Origin of the sequence: Bradyrhizobium sp. HKCCYLRH3099, from assembly GCF_051167855.1 — a bacterium.
Lineage (GTDB): Bacteria > Pseudomonadota > Alphaproteobacteria > Rhizobiales > Xanthobacteraceae > Bradyrhizobium.
Genome location: NZ_JBNPTW010000022.1, coordinates 39,771 through 59,152, shown reverse-complemented (window position 1 = coordinate 59,152; position 19,382 = coordinate 39,771). Strand labels below are relative to the sequence as shown.

At 65.6% G+C, this 19,382-nt stretch carries 15 protein-coding genes; 3 read left to right on the top strand and 12 right to left on the bottom strand.

The annotated features are described in order from the left end of the window. Positions 1–607 precede the first annotated feature (607 nt). Positions 608–1,156: a septal ring lytic transglycosylase RlpA family protein gene (locus tag ACQR1Y_RS30285; RefSeq protein ID WP_434860366.1), complete on the top strand. Its 549-nt coding sequence runs from the start codon at positions 608–610 to the stop codon at positions 1,154–1,156. Positions 1,157–1,278: 122 nt separating this feature from the next. On the opposite strand, the gene ACQR1Y_RS30280 is transcribed toward ACQR1Y_RS30285, so the two are convergent. Beyond that, positions 1,279–3,489: a primosomal protein N' gene (locus ACQR1Y_RS30280; RefSeq protein WP_434879281.1), complete on the bottom strand. Its 2,211-nt coding sequence runs from the start codon at positions 3,487–3,489 to the stop codon at positions 1,279–1,281. Between the two features lie 442 nt (positions 3,490–3,931). Between ACQR1Y_RS30280 and ACQR1Y_RS30275 the strand changes: the two genes are divergently transcribed. Both ACQR1Y_RS30275 and ACQR1Y_RS30270 read left to right on the top strand, forming a co-directional pair. Then, positions 3,932–4,834 (top strand): tyrosine recombinase XerC, encoded by a 903-nt coding sequence (locus tag ACQR1Y_RS30275; RefSeq protein WP_434879318.1) that lies wholly within the window; start codon positions 3,932–3,934, stop codon positions 4,832–4,834. 81 nt (positions 4,835–4,915) lie between these two features. Next, a complete protein-coding gene (locus ACQR1Y_RS30270) occupies positions 4,916–5,506 on the top strand; it encodes a DUF4337 domain-containing protein (protein ID WP_172184327.1) in 591 nt (196 codons plus the stop codon). 227 nt (positions 5,507–5,733) lie between these two features. Here the strand turns inward: ACQR1Y_RS30270 and ACQR1Y_RS30265 are convergent, their stop codons facing one another. The 11 genes from ACQR1Y_RS30265 to ACQR1Y_RS30215 all read right to left on the bottom strand — a co-directional run bounded on the left by ACQR1Y_RS30265 (position 5,734) and on the right by ACQR1Y_RS30215 (position 19,330). Next, positions 5,734–6,273 (bottom strand): hypothetical protein, encoded by a 540-nt coding sequence (locus ACQR1Y_RS30265; protein WP_434879282.1) that lies wholly within the window; start codon positions 6,271–6,273, stop codon positions 5,734–5,736. 131 nt (positions 6,274–6,404) lie between these two features. Beyond that, entirely contained in the window at positions 6,405–7,808 is a 1,404-nt protein-coding gene (lpdA, locus tag ACQR1Y_RS30260) for a dihydrolipoyl dehydrogenase (protein ID WP_434879283.1), read from the bottom strand. Between the two features lie 47 nt (positions 7,809–7,855). Continuing rightward, complete coding sequence (locus tag ACQR1Y_RS30255) at positions 7,856–8,602, bottom strand: SDR family oxidoreductase (protein ID WP_434879284.1); 747 nt, start codon at positions 8,600–8,602, stop codon at positions 7,856–7,858. Positions 8,603–8,671: 69 nt separating this feature from the next. Then, positions 8,672–9,904: a 2-oxoglutarate dehydrogenase complex dihydrolipoyllysine-residue succinyltransferase gene (odhB, locus tag ACQR1Y_RS30250; RefSeq protein ID WP_434879285.1), complete on the bottom strand. Its 1,233-nt coding sequence runs from the start codon at positions 9,902–9,904 to the stop codon at positions 8,672–8,674. Positions 9,905–10,048: 144 nt separating this feature from the next. Further along, positions 10,049–13,006, bottom strand: a complete 2,958-nt coding sequence (locus ACQR1Y_RS30245; protein ID WP_434879286.1) for a 2-oxoglutarate dehydrogenase E1 component — start codon at positions 13,004–13,006, stop codon at positions 10,049–10,051. 136 nt (positions 13,007–13,142) lie between these two features. Further along, positions 13,143–14,027: a succinate--CoA ligase subunit alpha gene (gene sucD / locus ACQR1Y_RS30240; protein ID WP_009031544.1), complete on the bottom strand. Its 885-nt coding sequence runs from the start codon at positions 14,025–14,027 to the stop codon at positions 13,143–13,145. Between the two features lie 55 nt (positions 14,028–14,082). Then, positions 14,083–15,279, bottom strand: coding sequence for an ADP-forming succinate--CoA ligase subunit beta (gene sucC, locus ACQR1Y_RS30235; protein ID WP_434879287.1), 1,197 nt, complete (start codon positions 15,277–15,279; stop codon positions 14,083–14,085). Between the two features lie 126 nt (positions 15,280–15,405). Continuing rightward, a complete protein-coding gene (mdh, locus tag ACQR1Y_RS30230) occupies positions 15,406–16,374 on the bottom strand; it encodes a malate dehydrogenase (protein ID WP_434879288.1) in 969 nt (322 codons plus the stop codon). 224 nt (positions 16,375–16,598) lie between these two features. Then, the gene (gene zapE, locus ACQR1Y_RS30225) at positions 16,599–17,780 is read right to left on the bottom strand and encodes a cell division protein ZapE (RefSeq protein ID WP_434879289.1); all 1,182 of its coding nucleotides are present in this window, start codon (positions 17,778–17,780) and stop codon (positions 16,599–16,601) included. Between the two features lie 172 nt (positions 17,781–17,952). Beyond that, the gene (gene thpR / locus ACQR1Y_RS30220; RefSeq protein WP_008964385.1) at positions 17,953–18,492 is read right to left on the bottom strand and encodes an RNA 2',3'-cyclic phosphodiesterase; all 540 of its coding nucleotides are present in this window, start codon (positions 18,490–18,492) and stop codon (positions 17,953–17,955) included. 205 nt (positions 18,493–18,697) lie between these two features. Further along, entirely contained in the window at positions 18,698–19,330 is a 633-nt protein-coding gene (locus tag ACQR1Y_RS30215) for an arylesterase (protein ID WP_434879319.1), read from the bottom strand. Positions 19,331–19,382 lie beyond the last annotated feature (52 nt).

Here is a 19,382-nt window from a genome sequence, read left to right as displayed (position 1 = left end):
GCACCGCTGCGGTGCAAACCAGTTAAGCCCTTGGAATTCAAGCAGGACTTTGATTTTCGATCGCCGCGGGAGCGGCTTGATCACGAAAAGCGGCGCTTTGCTAACATAGCGTACGCGCAGCCGCAACAAGCGGTGGCCCGCTATTCGGCACGTTGTTGCCGCGGCGCAAGCGCACGGCGCGAGCGGGGTATTGGGTCCCCCTCGCGGGGGCCAACGGGACCCGACCGCGATACCGATTTCCCTGAACCCTGTTCCAACTGTTGCTGCATGGCCGCTATGCCGGTTTGGCCTTGCATGGTGCTCAGGTAGAGGTGCGGCCAGTCGGGCCGCTTCCGCCGGGATTACTTGTCAAGGGGCTATCAAACTCAATGAGAACTTAACTCAACAGTAATCCGAAGTATTAATTAGTTAATGAAGTGTTAAGTGGCCTGATTACGGAATTTTCCGTGATGAAGAACGCTGGTCTCAAGATAATTCGAGACGAACGGAACAATTTCTACTGCCCCATTCGTGCCTCATTGCGCCATCAAACGGCGCGCGCCTCAATACCTGACGGGGGTCCACTGGCTGCAGAAGGCAGCAATACTGTTTCGAGGGACTGATCTAGATGCTGAAACTGAAGAACCTCTCGGCTGGCAAGATTGCCGGCTCGCGTACCGCGCTCGCCGTTGCCGTCACGCTGATCGTCGGTGGCACCGCGACAGAAGCCTCGGCCCGCTCCAGGCATCACCATCATCACGCGCGACACCACCATCATCATCACGCGCGCCAGGCCGCTCAGCCCGCGGCAGATTCCTTTTCGAACGGCTGGTCGAACAACAACTCGTCCTGGATGAATTCCAACGCCTCGGTGGCGCCGACCTCCGGCACCGGCCGCACCTTCTCCGGCATGGCGTCCTACTACGGCAACGAGTCCGGCAGCCGCACCGCCTCCGGCCAGCGCATGAACGCCAACGCCATGACCTGCGCCCACCGCTCGCTGCCGTTCGGCACCAAGCTGCGCGTCACCCATGGCGGCAACAGCGTCATCGTGACCGTCAATGATCGTGGCCCCTTCATCCGCGGCCGTGTGCTCGACCTCTCGACCGGCGCCGCCCGCGCCATCGGCTTGACCCGCTCCGGCGTCGGCCGCGTCACGGCCGAGGTCGTGTCGTAAGCCAGCTATCCATCCGCGCGTCATTGCGAGCGCAGCGAAGCAATCCAGGAGCCTCGTCGGAACTCTGGATTGCTTCGTCGCTGCGCTCCTCGCAATGACGGCGGAGAGAGCGGTGCCAACCGCTACAGAAAGCTCTGCGGGTCGACGTCGACCTCGAGCTTGAGATTGCCCTTGGGCTTCTCGGCATGCGCCAGCCAGTGGCGTAAGTAATCTGACAGATCGAAATTGCGCGCCGATTTGAGCAGCAGCCGGAAACGGTAGCGGCCCTTGATCACGGCCAGCGGCGCCTCGGCCGGGCCGAGCAGCAGCACGCCCTCCTCCCGCGGCGCTGACGCCACCAGCCGTCGAGCAAAGCCCTCGGCCGTCGGCCTGTCCCCCGCCGAAATGATCAGGCTCGCCAGCCGGCCGAACGGCGGATAACCGGTGCGTTCGCGCGCCTCGATCTCGCTGGTGTAGAACGCCTCGCGGTCGCAGGCGATCAGCGCCTTCATCACGGGATGCTCGGGCTGGTGGGTCTGCAGATAGCCACGGCCCCGGCCCTGCTCGCGGCCGGCGCGGCCGATCACCTGGTTCAGGAGCTGCCAGGTGCGCTCGGCGGCGCGGGGATCGCCATTGCCGAGGCCGAGATCGGCGTCGACCACGCCGACCAGATTGAGCCGCGGGAAGTTGTGGCCCTTGGCGACGAGCTGGGTGCCGATGATGAGGTCGACCTTGCCTTCCGCGATCTCGGTCAGCTCGGCGCGCATGGTCTCGATCGAGGTGATCAGGTCGCTCGACAGCACCATGCTGCGCGCGTCTGGAAACAGCGCCGCCGCCTCCTCCTGCAGCCGCTCGACGCCGGGACCGACGGCGACCAGCGACTCCTCGGCCGCGCAGTGCGGACAGGTCGGCGGCCTCGCCATCGAGAACCCGCAGTGATGGCAGACCAGCCGCTGGCGGAAGCGGTGATCGACCAGCCAGGCGTCGCAGATCGTGCAGGCGAAGCGGTGGCCGCAGGCACGGCACAAGGTTAGCGGCGCATAGCCGCGGCGGTTCAGAAACAGCAGCGCCTGCTCGCCGCGCTCGATCGCGGTGCGGATATGGCCCGCCAGTCGCGGCGAGATGTAGCGGCCGCGCGGCGGCGGCTCGCGGCGCAGGTCAATGGCTTCGATATGCGGCATGTGCTGGCCGCCGAAGCGCGACGGCAGCGCCACGCGCTGGTAGCGGCCCTTGCGGGCATTGACCTCGGTCTCGACCGAGGGCGTGGCGGAGGCCAGCACGACCGGGAATTTGGCGATGTGGCCGCGCACAACGGCCATGTCGCGGGCGTGGTAATGCGCGCCCTCGTCCTGCTTGTAGGCCTGGTCGTGCTCCTCATCGACAACCACGAGGCCGAGATCGGCATAGGGCAGAAACAGCGCCGAGCGCGCGCCGACCACGACCGGCGCCTCGCCGGCGGCGATCGCCGCCCAGTTGCGCTGGCGCGTGCGCGGCGTCAGCTCGGAATGCCATTCCAGCGGGCGGACGCCGAAGCGGCGCGAGAAACGATCGAGGAATTGCCCGGTGAGCGCGATCTCCGGCATCAGGATCAACGACTGGCGGCCGCGGCGGACGGTCTCGGCGACGGCCTCGAAATACACCTCGGTCTTGCCGGAGCCGGTGACGCCGTCGAGCAGCGCGACCTGGAAGCCGCCATCGGCGGCCAAGGCCCGCATCGCCTCGACGCCGGCGAGCTGGGCGTCGAAAAACTCCGGTTGGGCGAAGGACGGGTCGGGCGTCGGAGGCGGCAATGCGCGCGGCATCGCCTCGACCGTCAGCGTGCCCTCGTCGACCAGGCCGTCGATCACGCTGCCGGACACGCCGATCTCGCGGACGAGGTCGGACTTGCCGTGCAGCAGGCCATCCGACACCGCCTCAATCACGCGCCGGCGCGCCGGCGTCATCCGCTTCGGCGGCTCGCCGACCAGGCGGACGCCGAGCCGGACACGTTCGGGCCCGAGATGTTCGCCCATGCGCAAGGCCATCCGCAGCACCATGCCGCGCGGCGACAGCGTGTAATTGGCGACCCAGTCGACCAGCGACCGCAGCTCGGGCTTGAGCGGCGGCACGTCGAGCTTCTCGGTGACGTCCTTGAGCCGGTTGTGCAGCCGCGGATCGGGATTGGCGTTCTCCGCCCACACCACCGCCAGCACCTCGCGCGGGCCCAGCGGCACGCCGACGACATCGCCCGGCTTCAGCGCCATCCCGCGCGGCACACGGTACGAATAGGTGTGATCGAGCGCGACCGGAACCAGCACGTCGACCACGCCGGCCGTGCTGGTCGCACCTGGAAAGAGATCGGTCGGGCGGTTCATGGGGCGGAGATAGCCTTGCGGAGGCGGAAGCGAAAGCCGCCCGGCAAAGTTAGCGAACGGTAAAGGACGGGAATGCGATATATCTGACTCGACGAGATGGGATCGAACCTGTCGCTGCGAGGCCGGTGCGCTCCCTCTCCCCGTTCTTTACGGGGAGAGGGTTGGGGTGAGGGGCAACCCCACGGGTGGTTCACACCGTCCCCGCGGAGGCCCCCCTCACCCGGATTGCATCTTCGATGCAATCCAACCTCTCCCCGCCCTAGCGAAGCTTCGCTTCGCCCTGGCGGGGAGAGGTTGAGACCGAGCCCGCCGCGAGGATCTTCGCTCCATCAGACGCCGATCCAATCGCGAGCACGAGGCCATGGCAAAGACGAAAGCAGCGTCTGGAAACGAGTCCGAACTCCCCGACCTCATCGGCGCCGATGACGGCGTCGTGCGCGCGATGATGCAGTGGCTGGCGCATCTGAAGAGCGAGCGGCGGCTGTCTCCGAAGACGGTCGAGGCTTACGCCCGCGACCTTCGGCAGTGCCTGCAATTCCTCTGCACCCATTGGGGCGAGCCGGTCACGCTGGCGCGCTTCGCCGCGCTGGAGGCCGCCGACGTCAGAGCCTTCCTGGCGATGCGCCGCGCCGATGACATTGCCGGGCGATCGCTGATGCGGACCTTGGCCGGCCTGCGTTCGTTCGGCCGTTTCCTCGAGCGCGAGGGCCAGGGCAAGGTCGGCGCCCTCTCCGGCGTGCGCGCGCCGAAGATCGCCAAGAGCCTGCCGAAGCCGCTGCCGATGGACTCCGCCAAGCGGCTCACTGACGCCGACGAGCGCGCCGGCGAGGCCCGGGAGACCTGGGTGCTGGCGCGCGACGCCGCCGTGATGGCGCTGCTGTACGGCTCCGGCCTGCGCATCTCCGAGGCGCTCGGCCTGAAGCGCCGCGAGGTGCCTCGGCCCGGCGAAGGCGACGTGCTGATCGTGACCGGCAAGGGCAACAAGACCCGGATGGTGCCGGTGCTGCAGAACGTGCTGGCGCTGATCGACGAATACGCCCGGCTCTGCCCCTACCCGCTGCCGCCTGAAGGCCCGATGTTTCTCGGCGCCAAGGGCGGCCCCTTGAGCCCGCGCATCATCCAGCTCGCGATGGAGCGGCTGCGCGGCGCGCTGGGACTGCCCGACAGCGCGACGCCGCACGCGCTGCGCCATTCCTTCGCGACTCACCTGTTGTCACGCGGCGGCGATCTGCGCGCGATCCAGGAGCTGCTCGGCCACGCCTCGCTGTCGACGACGCAGGTCTATACCGGGATCGATTCCGAGCGCCTGCTGCAGGTCTACGCCTCCGCGCATCCGCGGCGGTGACACGGTTTCGTCACATCGTTTCCCTTGCGCCGCCTCCGCCGTTCCGGCAATCGTTCCGTCGCTTGATCCGGAGGGGAACAGATGGGCGCACATGAAAGCATGGAGCATGCGGAGCATGCCGAGCACGCATCGGGCTCGAACAAGAAGATCGCGCTGCTGATCTCGGTGATCGCGCTGTTCCTGGCGCTGTCTGAGACGCTCGGCAAGGGCGCGCAGACCGAATCGATCAGCAAGAACGTCGAGGCGTCCAATCTCTGGGCGTTCTTCCAGGCGAAGACGGTGCGCCGCACAGTGGTGCAGACCGCGGCCGAGCAGGGCAAGCTGAACCTCCCGGCGCTGCCCGACGAGGCCACCAAAGCCAGCCTGCAGAAGCAGATCGACGACTGGCAGAAGAATGCGGCGCGCTACCGCTCGGAGCCGGAGACCGGCGAAGGCAGCGAGCAGCTCGCCGCCCGCGCCAAGCATGCCGAGGAGGAGCGCGACCTCGCCACGGCGAAGTACCACCACTACGAGCTGGCCTCGGCCGCCTTCCAGATCGGGATCGTGCTGGCGTCGGCGACGATCATCACCGGCATGCTGGTGCTCGCCTGGGCCTCCGGCGCACTGGCGCTGGTCGGCATTGCGATGACGATGCTCGGCCTGTTCCAGCCGCATCTGCTTCATCTGCACTGAGGTCGGCAGGCAGTCGCTTTCCCAGAGCCGCTAGCACCGTCATTCCGGGGCAAGGCCGAAAGGCCTTGAACCCGGAATCTCGACGTGGGCTGGGGTTCTTTTTCAACAATCTCGAGATTCCGGGTTCAATCATCAGCGCGCTGCCACGTTGCGGCTGCGCACTGATGATTGCCCCGGAATGACGGACGGATGGTGGGGGATGAACGGCCTCGCCGCGACAAGCAGCGTCAGCGTGCCTGCACGCTGCGGCGGAAGCGCATGATCTGGCGGATGACGCGGGATGACCAGCCGCCGGTGTTGCCGCCGATGAGGTCGTTGAGGATGCCGCGGGCGCGCTGCTTGATCGGGTCGACCAGCTCGGCCGCCTTCCGGCGCAAGGTCAGCACGGCTTCATAGAGCCAGGCGAACCAGCCCATCTGCAGCAGCTTGGCTCGCGTGACGTCGAAGATGAACGCGGTGATGCCGACGCCGGCCATCTTGCCGAACACGATCGTGACCAGCGCCAGCTTCCACTGGTGATGCATCAACAGCCACATGCCGAGTAGCTTGAGCGGAAACAGCAGCACCACCGGCACGGCGAAGACGACCAGGGTCAGCGCCGGCGACAGCGTCTCGATGCGGGCGGCCAGCCACAGCTTCAGGCGGCGCAGCGGGATCGCGGCGACGATGCGCGCCACGATCGGCTCGAGATGGTCCCACAGCCAGGCTTCGATCAGGAAGATGATCGCAAGCAGGACCCAGAACGGCTGAAGCAGGCGGCGCAGCATGGCTCTCCATCTCGGCCCCGGCCTCAGCAGCGAGGCCGCCATGACCATGCGACCTCGAATCTTGCCGTTTGGTTCAGCGTGGCCGGCAGGCCATTTTGTCGCACCTGCCGATCACGCCCACCGGGCGCCGATCACATGTGGATGGCACGCTTGCCCACTGCAAGTGCGGCTTCCTTGACGGCCTCCGAGCGGGTCGGATGGGCGTGGCAGGTGCGTGCCAGATCCTCGGCCGAGCCACCGAACTCCATCAATACGGCGGCTTCGTGGATCATTTCGCCAGCCTCGCGGCCGATGATGTGGGCGCCGAGCACGCGATCGGTCTTCGCATCGGCGAGGATCTTCACGAAGCCGTCAGTGGTCTGGTTGACCTTGGAACGGCCGTTCGCGGTAAACGGAAACTTACCGACGGTATAGGCGACGCCAGCCTGCTTGAGTTCATCCTCGGTCTTGCCGACGGAGGCGACCTCCGGCGTGGTGTAGACCACGCCCGGAATGATGTCGTAGTTCACATGGCCGGCCTGGCCGGCGAGGATCTCGGCGCACGCGACGCCTTCGTCCTCGGCCTTGTGCGCGAGCATCGGCCCCGCGACGACGTCGCCGATCGCGTAGACGCCGGGAACGCTGGTCGCGAAATGATGATCGATCTGGACGCGGCCGCGGTTGTCGAGCACCACGCCAGCTTCCTGCAGGCCCAGGCCCTCGGTGTAGGGCACGCGGCCGATGGCGACGAGCACGACGTCGGCGTCGATCTTTTCAGGCGCACCGCCGGCGGCCGGCTCGATCGTCGCCGCCAGCGTCGCGCCTGACGTGTCGACGCCGGTGACCTTGGCGCCGAGCTTGAACGCAAAGCCCTGCTTCTCGAGGATGCGCTGGAACTGCTTGGCGATCTCGAGGTCCATGCCCGGCAGGATGCGGTCGAGGAATTCGACCACGGTGACCTTGGCGCCGAGGCGGCGCCACACCGAGCCGAGTTCGAGCCCGATCACGCCGGCGCCGACCACGAGCAGGCTCGACGGCACCTTCTCCAGCGCCAGCGCGCCGGTCGACGAGACGATGCGCTTCTCATCGATCTCGATGCCCTTCAGGCGCGCGATGTCCGAGCCGGTGGCGATCACGATGTTCTTGGTCTCGACGGTCTGCGTAGCGCCGTCCTTGGCCGTCACCTGGACCTTACCGGTGCCAAGGATCTTGCCCTTGCCCTGGAGGACGTCGATCTTGTTCTTCTTCATCAGGAACTCGACACCCTTGGTGTTGCCGTCGATGCCCTGCTGCTTGAAATTCATCATCGAAGGCAGATCGACCTCGGGCTTCGACACCTTGATGCCCATCTTGGCGAAGGAATGCCCGGCCTCCTCGAACAGCTCGGAGGCGTGCAGCAGCGCCTTCGAGGGCATGCAGCCGACATTGAGGCAGGTGCCGCCGAGTGTCGCGTTCTTCTCGACCACCGCCACCTTCATGCCGAGCTGCGCTGCGCGAATGGCGCAGACATAACCACCGGGGCCGGTGCCGATGACGACGAGATCGTAGTTAGCCATGATCGAATGTTCCGTAAGCTTGTAGTCTGAGAGGTTAGCGACGGTCGTCAGCGTCCGCCCGACACGTCCAGAATGGCCGAAGTGACGTAAGAAGCTTCGTCCGACAACAGCCAGACGATGGCATTGGCGATTTCCTCGGAGGTACCGACCCGCTTCATCGGCACCAGCGGGGCCAGACGATGCGCGCGATCGGGCTCACCGCCGGAGGCGTGAATCTCGGTATCGATCAGGCCGGGCCTGATCGCGGCAACGCGAATGCCTTCATTGGCGACCTCGTGGCCGAGGCCGACGGTGAAGGAATCGATTGCGCCCTTCGAGGCCGCGTAGTCGACATAGGTGTTGGGCGAACCAAGCTTGGCCGCGACCGACGACAGGTTGATGATGACCCCACCCTGCCCGCCATGCCGCGTCGACATCCGCTTCACGGCTTCACGTGCGCACAGAATGCTGCCGGTGACATTGACCGCCATCAAGCGCTCGATGCGCTCCGCGCTCATCTCGTCGACGCGCGTCGTCGGGCCGACGATGCCGGCATTGTTGATCAGGGCGCCGAGCGTGCCGAACTTGTCGGCGGCCTTGAACAAAGCGAGGATGTCGGGCTCGCGGCCGACGTCGCATTTCACTGCGATGGCTTTGCCGTTCTTGGCCTCGATCGCCGCCACCGTGCTCTGCGCCGCCGCCTCGTTGGAGGCGTAGCCGACCACGATCTTGAAGCCGCGCGATGCAGCCGCAATGGCGGTGGCGCGCCCGATGCCGCGGCTGCCGCCGGTGATCACTGCAACCCTGTCGGTCATGATGGCCCCCGTTAGGTTTGAGGCGCGCTCTTGGGAAGCGCGCCTCATGTGGTCAAGTCGTCGCTCGGCTTAGAGATCCAGAACGAGCCGCGCCGGATCTTCCAGGCTCTCCTTCACGCGCACCAGGAAGGTCACCGCTTCCTTGCCGTCGATGACGCGGTGGTCGTAGGACAGCGCCAGATACATCATCGGGCGGACCTCGATCTTGCCGCCGACCACGACCGGCCGCTCCTGGATCTTGTGCATGCCGAGAATGCCGGACTGCGGCGCGTTCAGGATCGGGGTCGACATCAGCGAGCCGTAGATGCCGCCATTGGTGATCGTGAAGGTGCCGCCCTGCATCTCGTCGATCTTGAGCTGGCCGTCACGCGCACGGCGGCCGAAATCGGCGATGCCCTTCTCGATGTCGGCGATCGACTTATGGTCGCAGTCGCGCACGACAGGCACGACCAGGCCCTTGTCGGTGCCGACGGCGACGCCGATGTGGTAGTAGTTCTTGTAGATCAGGTCGCTGCCGTCGATCTCGGCGTTGACGGCCGGGATGTCCTTCAGCGCCTGCACGACGGCCTTGGTGAAGAAGCCCATGAAGCCGAGCTTGGAGCCGTGCTTCTTCTCGAACACGTCCTTGTACTGGCTGCGCAGCGCCATGACGTTGGTCATGTCGACCTCGTTGAAGGTCGTCAGCATCGCCGCGGTGTTCTGCACGTCCTTGAGGCGGCGCGCGATGGTCTGGCGCAGCCGGGTCATCTTGACGCGCTCTTCGCGGGCGGCGTCATCGGCCGGCGACGGCGCACGCACCTGCACGGCGGCGGCCGGCTGATTGACCGGGGTCGGCGCCGAGGCGGCGCGCTCGATCGCGGCCAGCATGTCGCCCTTGGTGACGCGGCCGTCCTTGCCGGAGCCCGGAACGGTGGTGGCATCGACGCCGCTCTCGGCCGAGAGCTTGCGCACCGACGGCGCCTGCGGCGTATCGGCAGGCAGCGCCTTGGCGGGCGTGGGCGCGGCGGCCGGAGCAGCCGCAGGCTTCGCCGGAGCCGGCGCAGCGGCGGCCGGCTTGGCGGCGACGGCGCCATCATTGATCTGGCCGAGCAGCGCGCCGACGGCGACGGTCTCGCCGTCCTTGGCGATGATCTCGCCGAGCGTGCCGGCCGACGGCGCGGGCACCTCGATCGTGACCTTGTCGGTCTCGAGCTCGACGAGCGGCTCGTCGACGGCGACGGCGTCGCCCGCCTTCTTGAACCAGCGGCCGATGGTGGCTTCGGTGACGGATTCACCGAGCGTCGGAACGCGAATTTCAGTCATGGTCTCTATCCTCAATAACCCGTGCGGTCATACAGCCCGTCCGCCATCGCCTTGCGGCGAGCAAGCGATGCGACACGGACAATCAACGCGATGGACTGGTACTTGCGCCCCGCAAGGATCTGCGGGGCGCCTTCAAAGGCAGGTTCAGTTCAGGGCTTCGTCGAGCAGCGCCTTGAGCTGGGCGAGATGCTTGGACATCAGGCCCGTGGCAGTCGCAGCCGACGCGGCGCGGCCGGCATAGCGCGGACGCTTGCTCTTAGCCCCGGTCTGGTTCAGCACCCATTCGAGATACGGCTCGATGAAATGCCAGGCGCCCATGTTGCGCGGCTCTTCCTGGCACCACACGACCTCGGCATTCTTGAAGCGGCCGAGCTCGACGACCAGCGCCTTGAGCGGCACGGGATAGAGCTGCTCGATGCGCATCAGATAGACGTCGTTCAGCCCACGCTTCTCGCGCTCGTCATAAAGGTCGTAGTAGACCTTGCCCGAGCACAGCACGATGCGGCGGATCTGATCGTCCGGCACCAGCTTGGTCTTGTCGTCCACCTGCATCTGGGCGTCATCGTACAGGATGCGGTGGAACGTCGTGCCCTTGGCCAGCTCCTCCAGCCGCGACACCGCGCGCTTGTGGCGCAGCAGCGACTTCGGCGTCATCACGATCAGCGGCTTGCGGATCTCGCGGTGCAACTGACGGCGCAGCACGTGGAAGTAGTTCGCCGGCGTGGTCGGGTAGACCACCTGCATGTTGTCCTCGGCGCACATCTGCAGATAGCGCTCGAGACGGGCCGACGAATGCTCCGGACCCTGGCCCTCATAGCCGTGCGGCAGCAGGCAGACGAGACCGGACATGCGCAGCCATTTGCGCTCGCCGGACGAGATGAACTGGTCGAACAGCACCTGGGCGCCGTTGGCGAAGTCGCCGAACTGCGCTTCCCAGAGCGTCAGGGCATTCGGCTCGGCGAGCGAATAGCCGTATTCGAAGCCGAGCACGGCTTCTTCCGAGAGCAGCGAGTTGATGACCTCGAAGTGGCCCTGCTCGGGCGCCAGATGGTTGAACGGCGTGTAGCGGCTCTCGTCCTCCTGGTCGATCAGCACCGAATGGCGCTGCGAGAACGTGCCGCGCTCGCAATCCTGGCCTGACAGGCGCACCTTGTGACCTTCGAGCAGGAGCGAGCAATAGGCCAGAGCTTCGCCCGTGGCCCAGTCGAGCCCGACGCCGCTGTCGATCGCCTTGGCGCGGTTCTCGAGGAAGCGCTGGATCGTGCGGTGCAGGCGGAAGCCGTCCGGCACCTTGGTGATCTTGCGGCCGATCTCCTTGAGACGGTCGATCTCGACACCGGTGACGCCGCGGCGCGCTTCTTCTTCCTGGTCGGCGGACTTCAGGCCCGCCCACTTGCCGTCGAGCCAATCGGCCTTGTTCGGGCGATAGGACGTGCCGGCCTCGAACTCGGCGTCGAGACGGGCGCGCCAGTCGGCCTTGGCCTTGTCGACCTCGCCCTCGGTCATCACGCTCTCGGCGACCAGGCGCTTGGAGTAGATCTCCAGGGTCGTCGCATGGCCGGCGATCTTCTTGTACATCACCGGCTGGGTGAACGCGGGCTCGTCACCTTCGTTGTGGCCATGCCGGCGATAGCAGAACATGTCGATCACGACCGGCTTGTGGAATTTCTGCCGGAACTCGATCGCGACCTTGGCCGCGAACACCACCGCTTCCGGATCGTCGCCGTTCACGTGGAAGATCGGCGCGTCGATCATCTTGGCAACGTCGGACGGATACGGCGACGAGCGCGAATAGCGCGGATAGGTCGTGAAGCCGATCTGGTTGTTCACGATGAAATGAATCGAGCCACCTGTCCGGTAGCCCTTCAGGTCGGACAGCGCGAAGCACTCGGCCACGACGCCCTGGCCGGCGAAGGCCGCGTCGCCATGCATCAAGAGCGGCAGCACCGAGATGCGCATGTCAGGCGGATCGCCGTGCTGGTCCTGCTTCGCGCGGACCTTGCCGAGCACCACGGGGTCGACAATCTCGAGATGCGACGGGTTGGCGGTCAGCGACAGATGGATGCGGTTGCCGTCGAACTCGCGGTCCGACGAGGCGCCGAGGTGATACTTGACGTCGCCCGAACCCTCGACCGCGTCGGGATTGGCCGAGCCGCCCTTGAACTCATGAAACAGCGCGCGGTGCGGCTTGCCCATGACCTGGGTGAGGACGTTGAGGCGGCCGCGATGCGGCATGCCGAGCACGATCTCCTTCACGCCGAGATTGCCGCCGCGCTTGATGATCTGCTCCAGCGCCGGGATCAGCGACTCGCCGCCATCGAGGCCGAAGCGCTTGGTGCCGGTGAACTTGACGTCGCAGAACTTCTCAAAGCCCTCGGCCTCGACCAGCTTCTGCAGGATGGCGCGACGGCCCTCGCGGGTGAACGAGATCTCCTTGTCCGGACCCTCGATGCGCTCCTGAATCCAGGCCTTCTGCGCGGCGTTCGAGATGTGCATGAACTCGACGCCGAGCGTCTGGCAGTAGGTGCGCTCGCAGATCGCGACGATCTCGCGCAGCGAGCCGTATTCGAGGCCGAGCACGTGATCGAGGAAGATCTTGCGGTCGTAATCGGCTTCGGTGAAGCCATAGGAGCGCGGGTCGAGCTCCTCGCGATTCTTCGGCGCCTCGATGCCGAGCGGGTCGAGCTTGGCGTGGAAGTGGCCACGCATGCGGTAGGCGCGGATCAGCATCAACGCGCGGACAGAGTCGCGGGTGGCCTGGTTGACGTCGGCCGGCGACAATTCAACGCCCTTGGTCTGCGCCTTGGCGGCGATCTTCTCGCCGACCTTCTTCTCGACCACGGCCCAGTTGCCGTCCAGAGCCGAGGTCAATTCGTCGCGGGGGGAGACCGGCCAGTTGCTGCGCGCCCAGGAGGGGCCCGAGGCGTTCTTCTGAACGTCGGCCGGCGCGTCCTTCAGGCTCTTGAAGAACTCCTGCCACTCCGGGTCGACCGAAGCGGGGTCCTTCTCGTAGCGCGCGTAGATCTCATCGATGTAGGTGGCATTGGTGCCCTGCAGAAAAGACGACAGGGCGAAGGCGGCGTTCGCATCTTGGCGAGACATGGTAGCGTCCTGGTAATTTCGATGCGCCCATCAAAAACGGCGCAATGCCTGACCCCGTGGAAGGGGTCAGGCTCGGGTTAGGACGGTTTACCTTATTCTTTGTAAAGATGCGCCCCGAAAAGTACTAAACCCTGAATCAGGACTTCAACTTTTCGACGAGCGTTTTGCCGAGGCGTGCGGGCGACGGGGAGACCGTAATACCAGCGGCTTCCATCGCCGCGGTCTTGGATCCGGCATCGCCCTTGCCGCCCGAGATGATCGCGCCGGCATGGCCCATGCGGCGGCCGGGAGGGGCGGTGACGCCGGCGATGAATCCGACCATCGGTTTCTTGCGGCCGCGCTTGGCTTCGTCCTTGATGAACTGCGCCGCGTCCTCCTCGGCCGAGCCGCCGATCTCGCCGATCATGATGATCGACTCGGTCTTGGGGTCGGCCAGGAACATCTCGAGCATGTCGATGAACTCGGTGCCCTTAACCGGGTCGCCGCCGATGCCGACCGCGGTGGTCTGGCCGAGGCCCTCGGAGGTGGTCTGGAACACGGCTTCATAGGTCAGGGTGCCCGAGCGCGACACGATGCCGACCGAGCCGGGCTTGAAGATGTTGGCCGGCATGATGCCGATCTTGCACTCGCCGGCGGTCATGACGCCCGGGCAGTTCGGCCCGATCAGGCGCGACTTGGAGCCCACGAGCGAGCGCTTGACGCGGACCATGTCGAGCACCGGGATGCCCTCGGTGATGCAGACGATGAGCGGCACTTCCGCGTCGATCGCCTCGCAGATCGCATCGGCCGCGCCCGGCGGCGGCACGTAGATCACCGAGGCGTCGGCGCCGGTGGCCTCGCGGGCCTCCTTCACGGTGTCGAACACGGGCAGGCCGAGATGGGTCGAGCCGCCTTTGCCCGGCGAGGTGCCGCCGACCATCTTGGTCCCGTAGGCGATCGCCGCCTCGGAGTGGAAGGTGCCGTTCTTGCCAGTGAAGCCCTGGCAGATGACCTTGGTGTTCTTGTCGATGAGAATGGACATCGTGCTTTCTCTAAAAGCGTTGCGGTGAGGACGAAGCGAGCGCCAGAACCGGCGCTCAGCCTCCCTTGACGGCCTTGACGATCTTCTGCGCGGCGTCGTCGAGATTGTCGGCGGGCAGCACGTTCAGACCGGACTCGCTGATGATCTTCTTGCCGAGATCGACATTGGTGCCTTCGAGGCGCACCACCAGCGGCACCTTCAGGCCGACTTCCTTCACCGCGGCCACGACGCCCTCGGCGATGACATCGCACTTCATGATGCCGCCGAAGATGTTGACCAGGATGCCCTTCACGTTCGGGTCGGCGGTGATGATCTTGAAGGCCGCCGCGACCTTCTCCTTGCTGGCGCCGCCGCCGACGTCGAGGAAGTTGGCGGGCTCCATGCCGTAGAGCTTGATGATGTCCATCGTCGCCATGGCGAGGCCGGCGCCGTTGACCATGCAGCCGATGGTGCCGTCGAGCGCGACGTAGTTGAGGTCGTACTTGGAGGCCTCGATCTCCTTGGCGTCCTCTTCCGTCTCGTCGCGCAGCGCGACGACTTCCGGATGCTTGAACAGCGCGTTGGAGTCGAACGACACCTTGGCGTCGAGAACGCGGAGCTGGCCCTGCTTGGTCACGACCAGCGGGTTGATCTCGAGCATCGCCATGTCCTTGGCGACGAACGCGGTGTAGAGCTGGGTCGTGAGCTTCTCGGCCTGCTTGGCGAGGTCGCCGGTGAGCTTCAGCGCCTTGGCGACGGCGCGGCCGTGATGGCCCATGACGCCGGTGGCCGGGTCGACCGAGAAGGTGATGATCTTCTCAGGCGTGCTGTGCGCGACGTCCTCGATGTTGACGCCGCCTTCGGTCGACACCACGAACGCGACCTTCGAGGTCTCGCGGTCGACCAGCAGCGACAGATAGAATTCCTTGTCGATGTCCGAGCCGTCCTCGATGTAGAGGCGGTTGACCTGCTTGCCATCCGGGCCGGTCTGCACGGTCACCAGGGTCGCGCCGAGCATCTGCTTGGCGAAGGCGTTGACCTCGTCGATCGACTTGGCGAGGCGGACGCCGCCCTTGTCGCCGGCCGAGGCCTCCTTGAACTTGCCCTTGCCACGGCCACCGGCGTGGATCTGGCTCTTCACGACCCAGACCGGACCGCCGAGCGTCTTCGCCGCGGCATCGGAGTCCTCCGGACGGAGAACCGGCATGCCCTTGGAAATCGGCACGCCGAACTCGTGCAGCAGTGCCTTGGCCTGATATTCGTGAATGTTCATAAGCGCTTGCTCCCCGAACCCCCGCTGGGGTGGTGACGTCTAAAAGTGTTTTGCGGATGCTTGGTATACCATATACCAATCATCCTGCAACTCATCGGAGCGGGCTAGGCGCCCGCCCTGCACCCTTCAGCGGCCGAGCAGGTCGGGCGCGATCTTCTTGCAGGCGTCGACCAGGCCCTGCACGGCGGCGACCGACTTGTCGAAGGCTTCGCGGTCCTTGCCGGCCAGCTCGATCTCGACGATGCGCTCGACACCCTTCGAGCCGATCACGACGGGCACGCCGACATACATGTCCTTCACGCCGAACTCGCCGTTGAGATAGGCGGCGCAGGGCAGCACGCGCTTCTTGTCGCGCAGATAGCTCTCGGCCATCGCGATCGCCGAGGCAGCAGGGGCGTAGTAGGCCGAGCCGGTCTTGAGCAGGTTGACGATCTCGGCGCCGCCGTTGCGGGTGCGGTCGACGATCTCGTCGATGCGCGCCTGCGAGGTCCAGCCCATCTTGACCAGGTCGGGCAGCGGAATGCCGGCGACGGTCGAGTACTTGGTCAGCGGCACCATGGTGTCGCCGTGGCCGCCGAGCACGAAGGCGGTGACGTCTTCCACGGACACGTTGAACTCATCGGCCAGGAAGTAGCGGAAGCGGGCGCTGTCGAGCACGCCGGCCATGCCGACGACCTTCTTGGCCGGAAGGCCCGAGGCCTTCTGCAGCGCCCAGACCATCGCGTCGAGCGGGTTGGTGATGCAGATGACGAACGCGTCGGGAGCGTACTTCTTGATGCCGGCGCCGACCTGCTCCATGACCTTGAGGTTGATCGACAGCAGATCGTCGCGGCTCATGCCCGGCTTGCGCGGCACGCCGGCGGTGACGATGCACACCTTGGCGTTGTCGAGCGCCTCGTAGGAGTTGGCGCCGGAGTAGTGGGCATCGAAGCCGTCGACCGGTGAGGACTGCGCGATGTCGAGTGCCTTGCCCTGCGGAACGCCTTCGGCAATGTCGAACATCACGACATCGCCGAGCTCCTTGAGGCCGACGAGGTGAGCCAGCGTTCCGCCGATCTGACCGGAGCCAATCAAAGCAATCTTGTCGCGCGCCATGGCAAATTTTCCTTTGAACCCGAAGGGGTGGGGAGGTTGAAAAGTCGAGTGGGTGGTTATCCCTTTCGCCCGGGCCGTTCAAGTCACGCTATGGCCAATTGACGGGCGTGCCTTGATTTCGATCAGGACCGGGCGGCGGGTGCTGATGATCCTTTCAGCATGATTGACGTGGCCTTTTCGCGGCTGTGTGCCCGGAGCCGGGCGCTGCCGAACCCCGGTGTTTGTCAGGTTTCGACCAGCCCCGTAGAAGTCCCGGAAGCGGCCGAGTCCTTGCGACCGTGCGGCAGGGCCAGATAGGACTCCGACCCCATCTCGATCAGGCGCGACGACGTGCGCTTGAACTCCATGGCCTCGATGCCGTCGGCGGCGACATAGAGCGAGATCGGGTCCGCATCCGCCGAGGCGATCAGCTTGACGGCGTTGTCGTACAAGGTGTCGATGAAGGTAATGAAACGCTTGGCGGCATTGCGCTCGGCGTAGTCCATCACCGGGATGTGGTCGACCAGGATGGTGTGATAGTCGTGCGCGAGCCGCAGATAGTCGGACGCCGCAAGCGGCTTCTCACAAAGGTCCGCAAATCCAAAGCGGGCGACGCCATTGGCCGAGCACGAGACGTGCAGCAGGCGCCCCTTGATGGTGATGTCGCGTGACTTGCACGGGGCGTTGCCGGTCAGCCTCCCCCAGGCCTTGTCGAGCGCGGCGCGCGCAGCGGCGTCGGCCGGCACCAGCCACATCTTCACGCCGGCCAGCTTCTCCAGCCGGAAGTCGGTCCGCGCATCCAGCCGTGCCACATCCATGTGATCGGCGATCTGCTTGATGAAGGGCAGGAACAATGCGCGGTTGAGGCCGCCTTTGTAGAGATCCTCCGGAGCGACGTTGGAGGTCGCGACCACCACGGTGCCGAGTTCGAACAGTTTGGCGAACAGCCGTCCCAGGATCATCGCATCCGCGATGTCGGTGACATGGAATTCGTCGAAGCAGAGCAGCCAGGCCTGGTCGAAGATCGCCTGTGCGGTGAGCCCGATGACATCGGCGTCGGCAAGCTCGCCGCGCGCGATGTTCTGGCGATAGCCGTAGATGCGCTCATGCACCTCGGCCATGAATTCGTGGAAATGCGCGCGGCGCTTGTGCTCGACCGGACAGGTCTGGAAGAACAGGTCCATCAGCATGGTCTTGCCGCGGCCGACCTCGCCATGGACATAGAGGCCGCTCGGCGGCTCGCTCTTGTCGGAAAAGAGGCGACCGAACAGGCTCTGCTTTCGCGCCGGCTTATAGGTGGAGAGGCGCCGCTCCAGCGCCGCCAGGGCATCGGCGACCTCGGCCTGGGCCGGGTCGGCTTCGATCGCGCCGGTGTCGACCAGCGACTGATATTGCGCGCGGAACGCGTCTGAGGGAGTGGACAGCATGAGCCCACTCTAGGTCATGAGACTAACGGAAAATGCAATCCGCAAATGGTGGAAGCCGCCATGCAGCCGGGCCGTGGGATCGTGGTATATGGCACGCAAACGCCACCGCGGGAGTTAGTCCGCGGCTAACGACGTCTGGCTTCCGTCAATCTGGCTCGCGTCAGCCGCAACCTCAGGCGGCGCACAGATCGTAGGCGTCCTCGACGACATAGGGCCCGCCTCCCGTGGAAGCACGGGACGAGAACAGCACGAAACGCTCGGCCATGAACACCCGGCTCGGGAAGTAGCCGCGGACCGAGAGATAGTCGGCCACGTCCTGGCTCGACGCATCGTGCAGCCGCGCCAGCGTCACATGAGGCACGAACTTGCGGCCCTCCGGGTCGAGCCCGATCCGCTGCATCATCCGCTCGAGCTCAGCCTGCAGCTCGATCAGCGGCCGGCTCGGCGCGATGTTGGCAACCACCGCGCGCGGCTTGCGGCCGCCGAAGCTGGAGAGGCCCTGTACCGTCACCTCGAACGGCTTGCGGTTCACCCGCCACAGCATCGCGGCGATCTCGTTGGCGGAGGCGCCGTCGATGTCGCCGATGAAGCGCAAGGTCACGTGATAATTTTCAGGATCGATCCAGCGGGCGCCGGGAAGGCCACCCCGCAGAGTGGAGAGGGTCTGGCCGACTTCGGCCGGGATCTCCAGTCCAGTAAACAGACGCGGCATCGTTTCAGGACTCCCGATGCTGGAGGCTGATCTCGAAAGGTGACGAGATCATGCCTTGACGAGATGATCGACGACGAATCGCCGATGCAACATTCCTACCGAACTTATATGACTCCGCGACGGAAGCAGCGTTAACGCCGTGAAAACCTGCGGAAAACCCGGTCCTTAAGGTTATCGCAAATGTCCGGCCGGCGGCTTCGTTCCGTCATTGCCCACGCAACGGACGCAGGAATGCTTCCGCCGTAGGCAGCATCCGGGACACGATGATGTCGACGCCGGCAGCCGTGGGGTGAATGCCGTCCGCCTGGTTGAGCTTGGCGTCGGCGGCGACGCCGTCGAGGAAGAACGGATAGAGCGGGATGCCGAACTCCTTGGCGAGATCGGGATAGATCGCGTTGAATTTCGCAGCGTAGTCGCTGCCGTAATTCGGCGGCGCCAGCATGCCGCACAGCATGACGGCGATGCCGCGCGCCTTCAGCCTGGTGACGATCTCGGTGAGCGCCTTGCGCGTCACGGCAGGATCGATGCCGCGCAGCGCGTCGTTGGCACCGAGCTCGACGATGACGGCCTCGGTGCCGTCGGGCACCGACCAGTCGAGCCGGTCGCGACCGCCCGACGAGGTGTCGCCGGACACGCCGGCATTGGTCAGGTCGATCGGCAGCCCCTTGGCCTGCAACGCCTTTTGCAGCTTGGACGGAAAGGAATCCGACGCCGAGAGGCCGAGCCCGGCGCTCAAGGAGTCACCGAGCACGACGAGCTTGATGGGCTTCCCGGCGTCAGCGCCCGCGAACACCGGTCCGGCTGTCATCAAGGCGAGCATCAACACGAGTATGTGCACGAAGATGCGTCCGCGCCCCTCGACCCGGCTTGCGGAGTTGCCATATGACCGA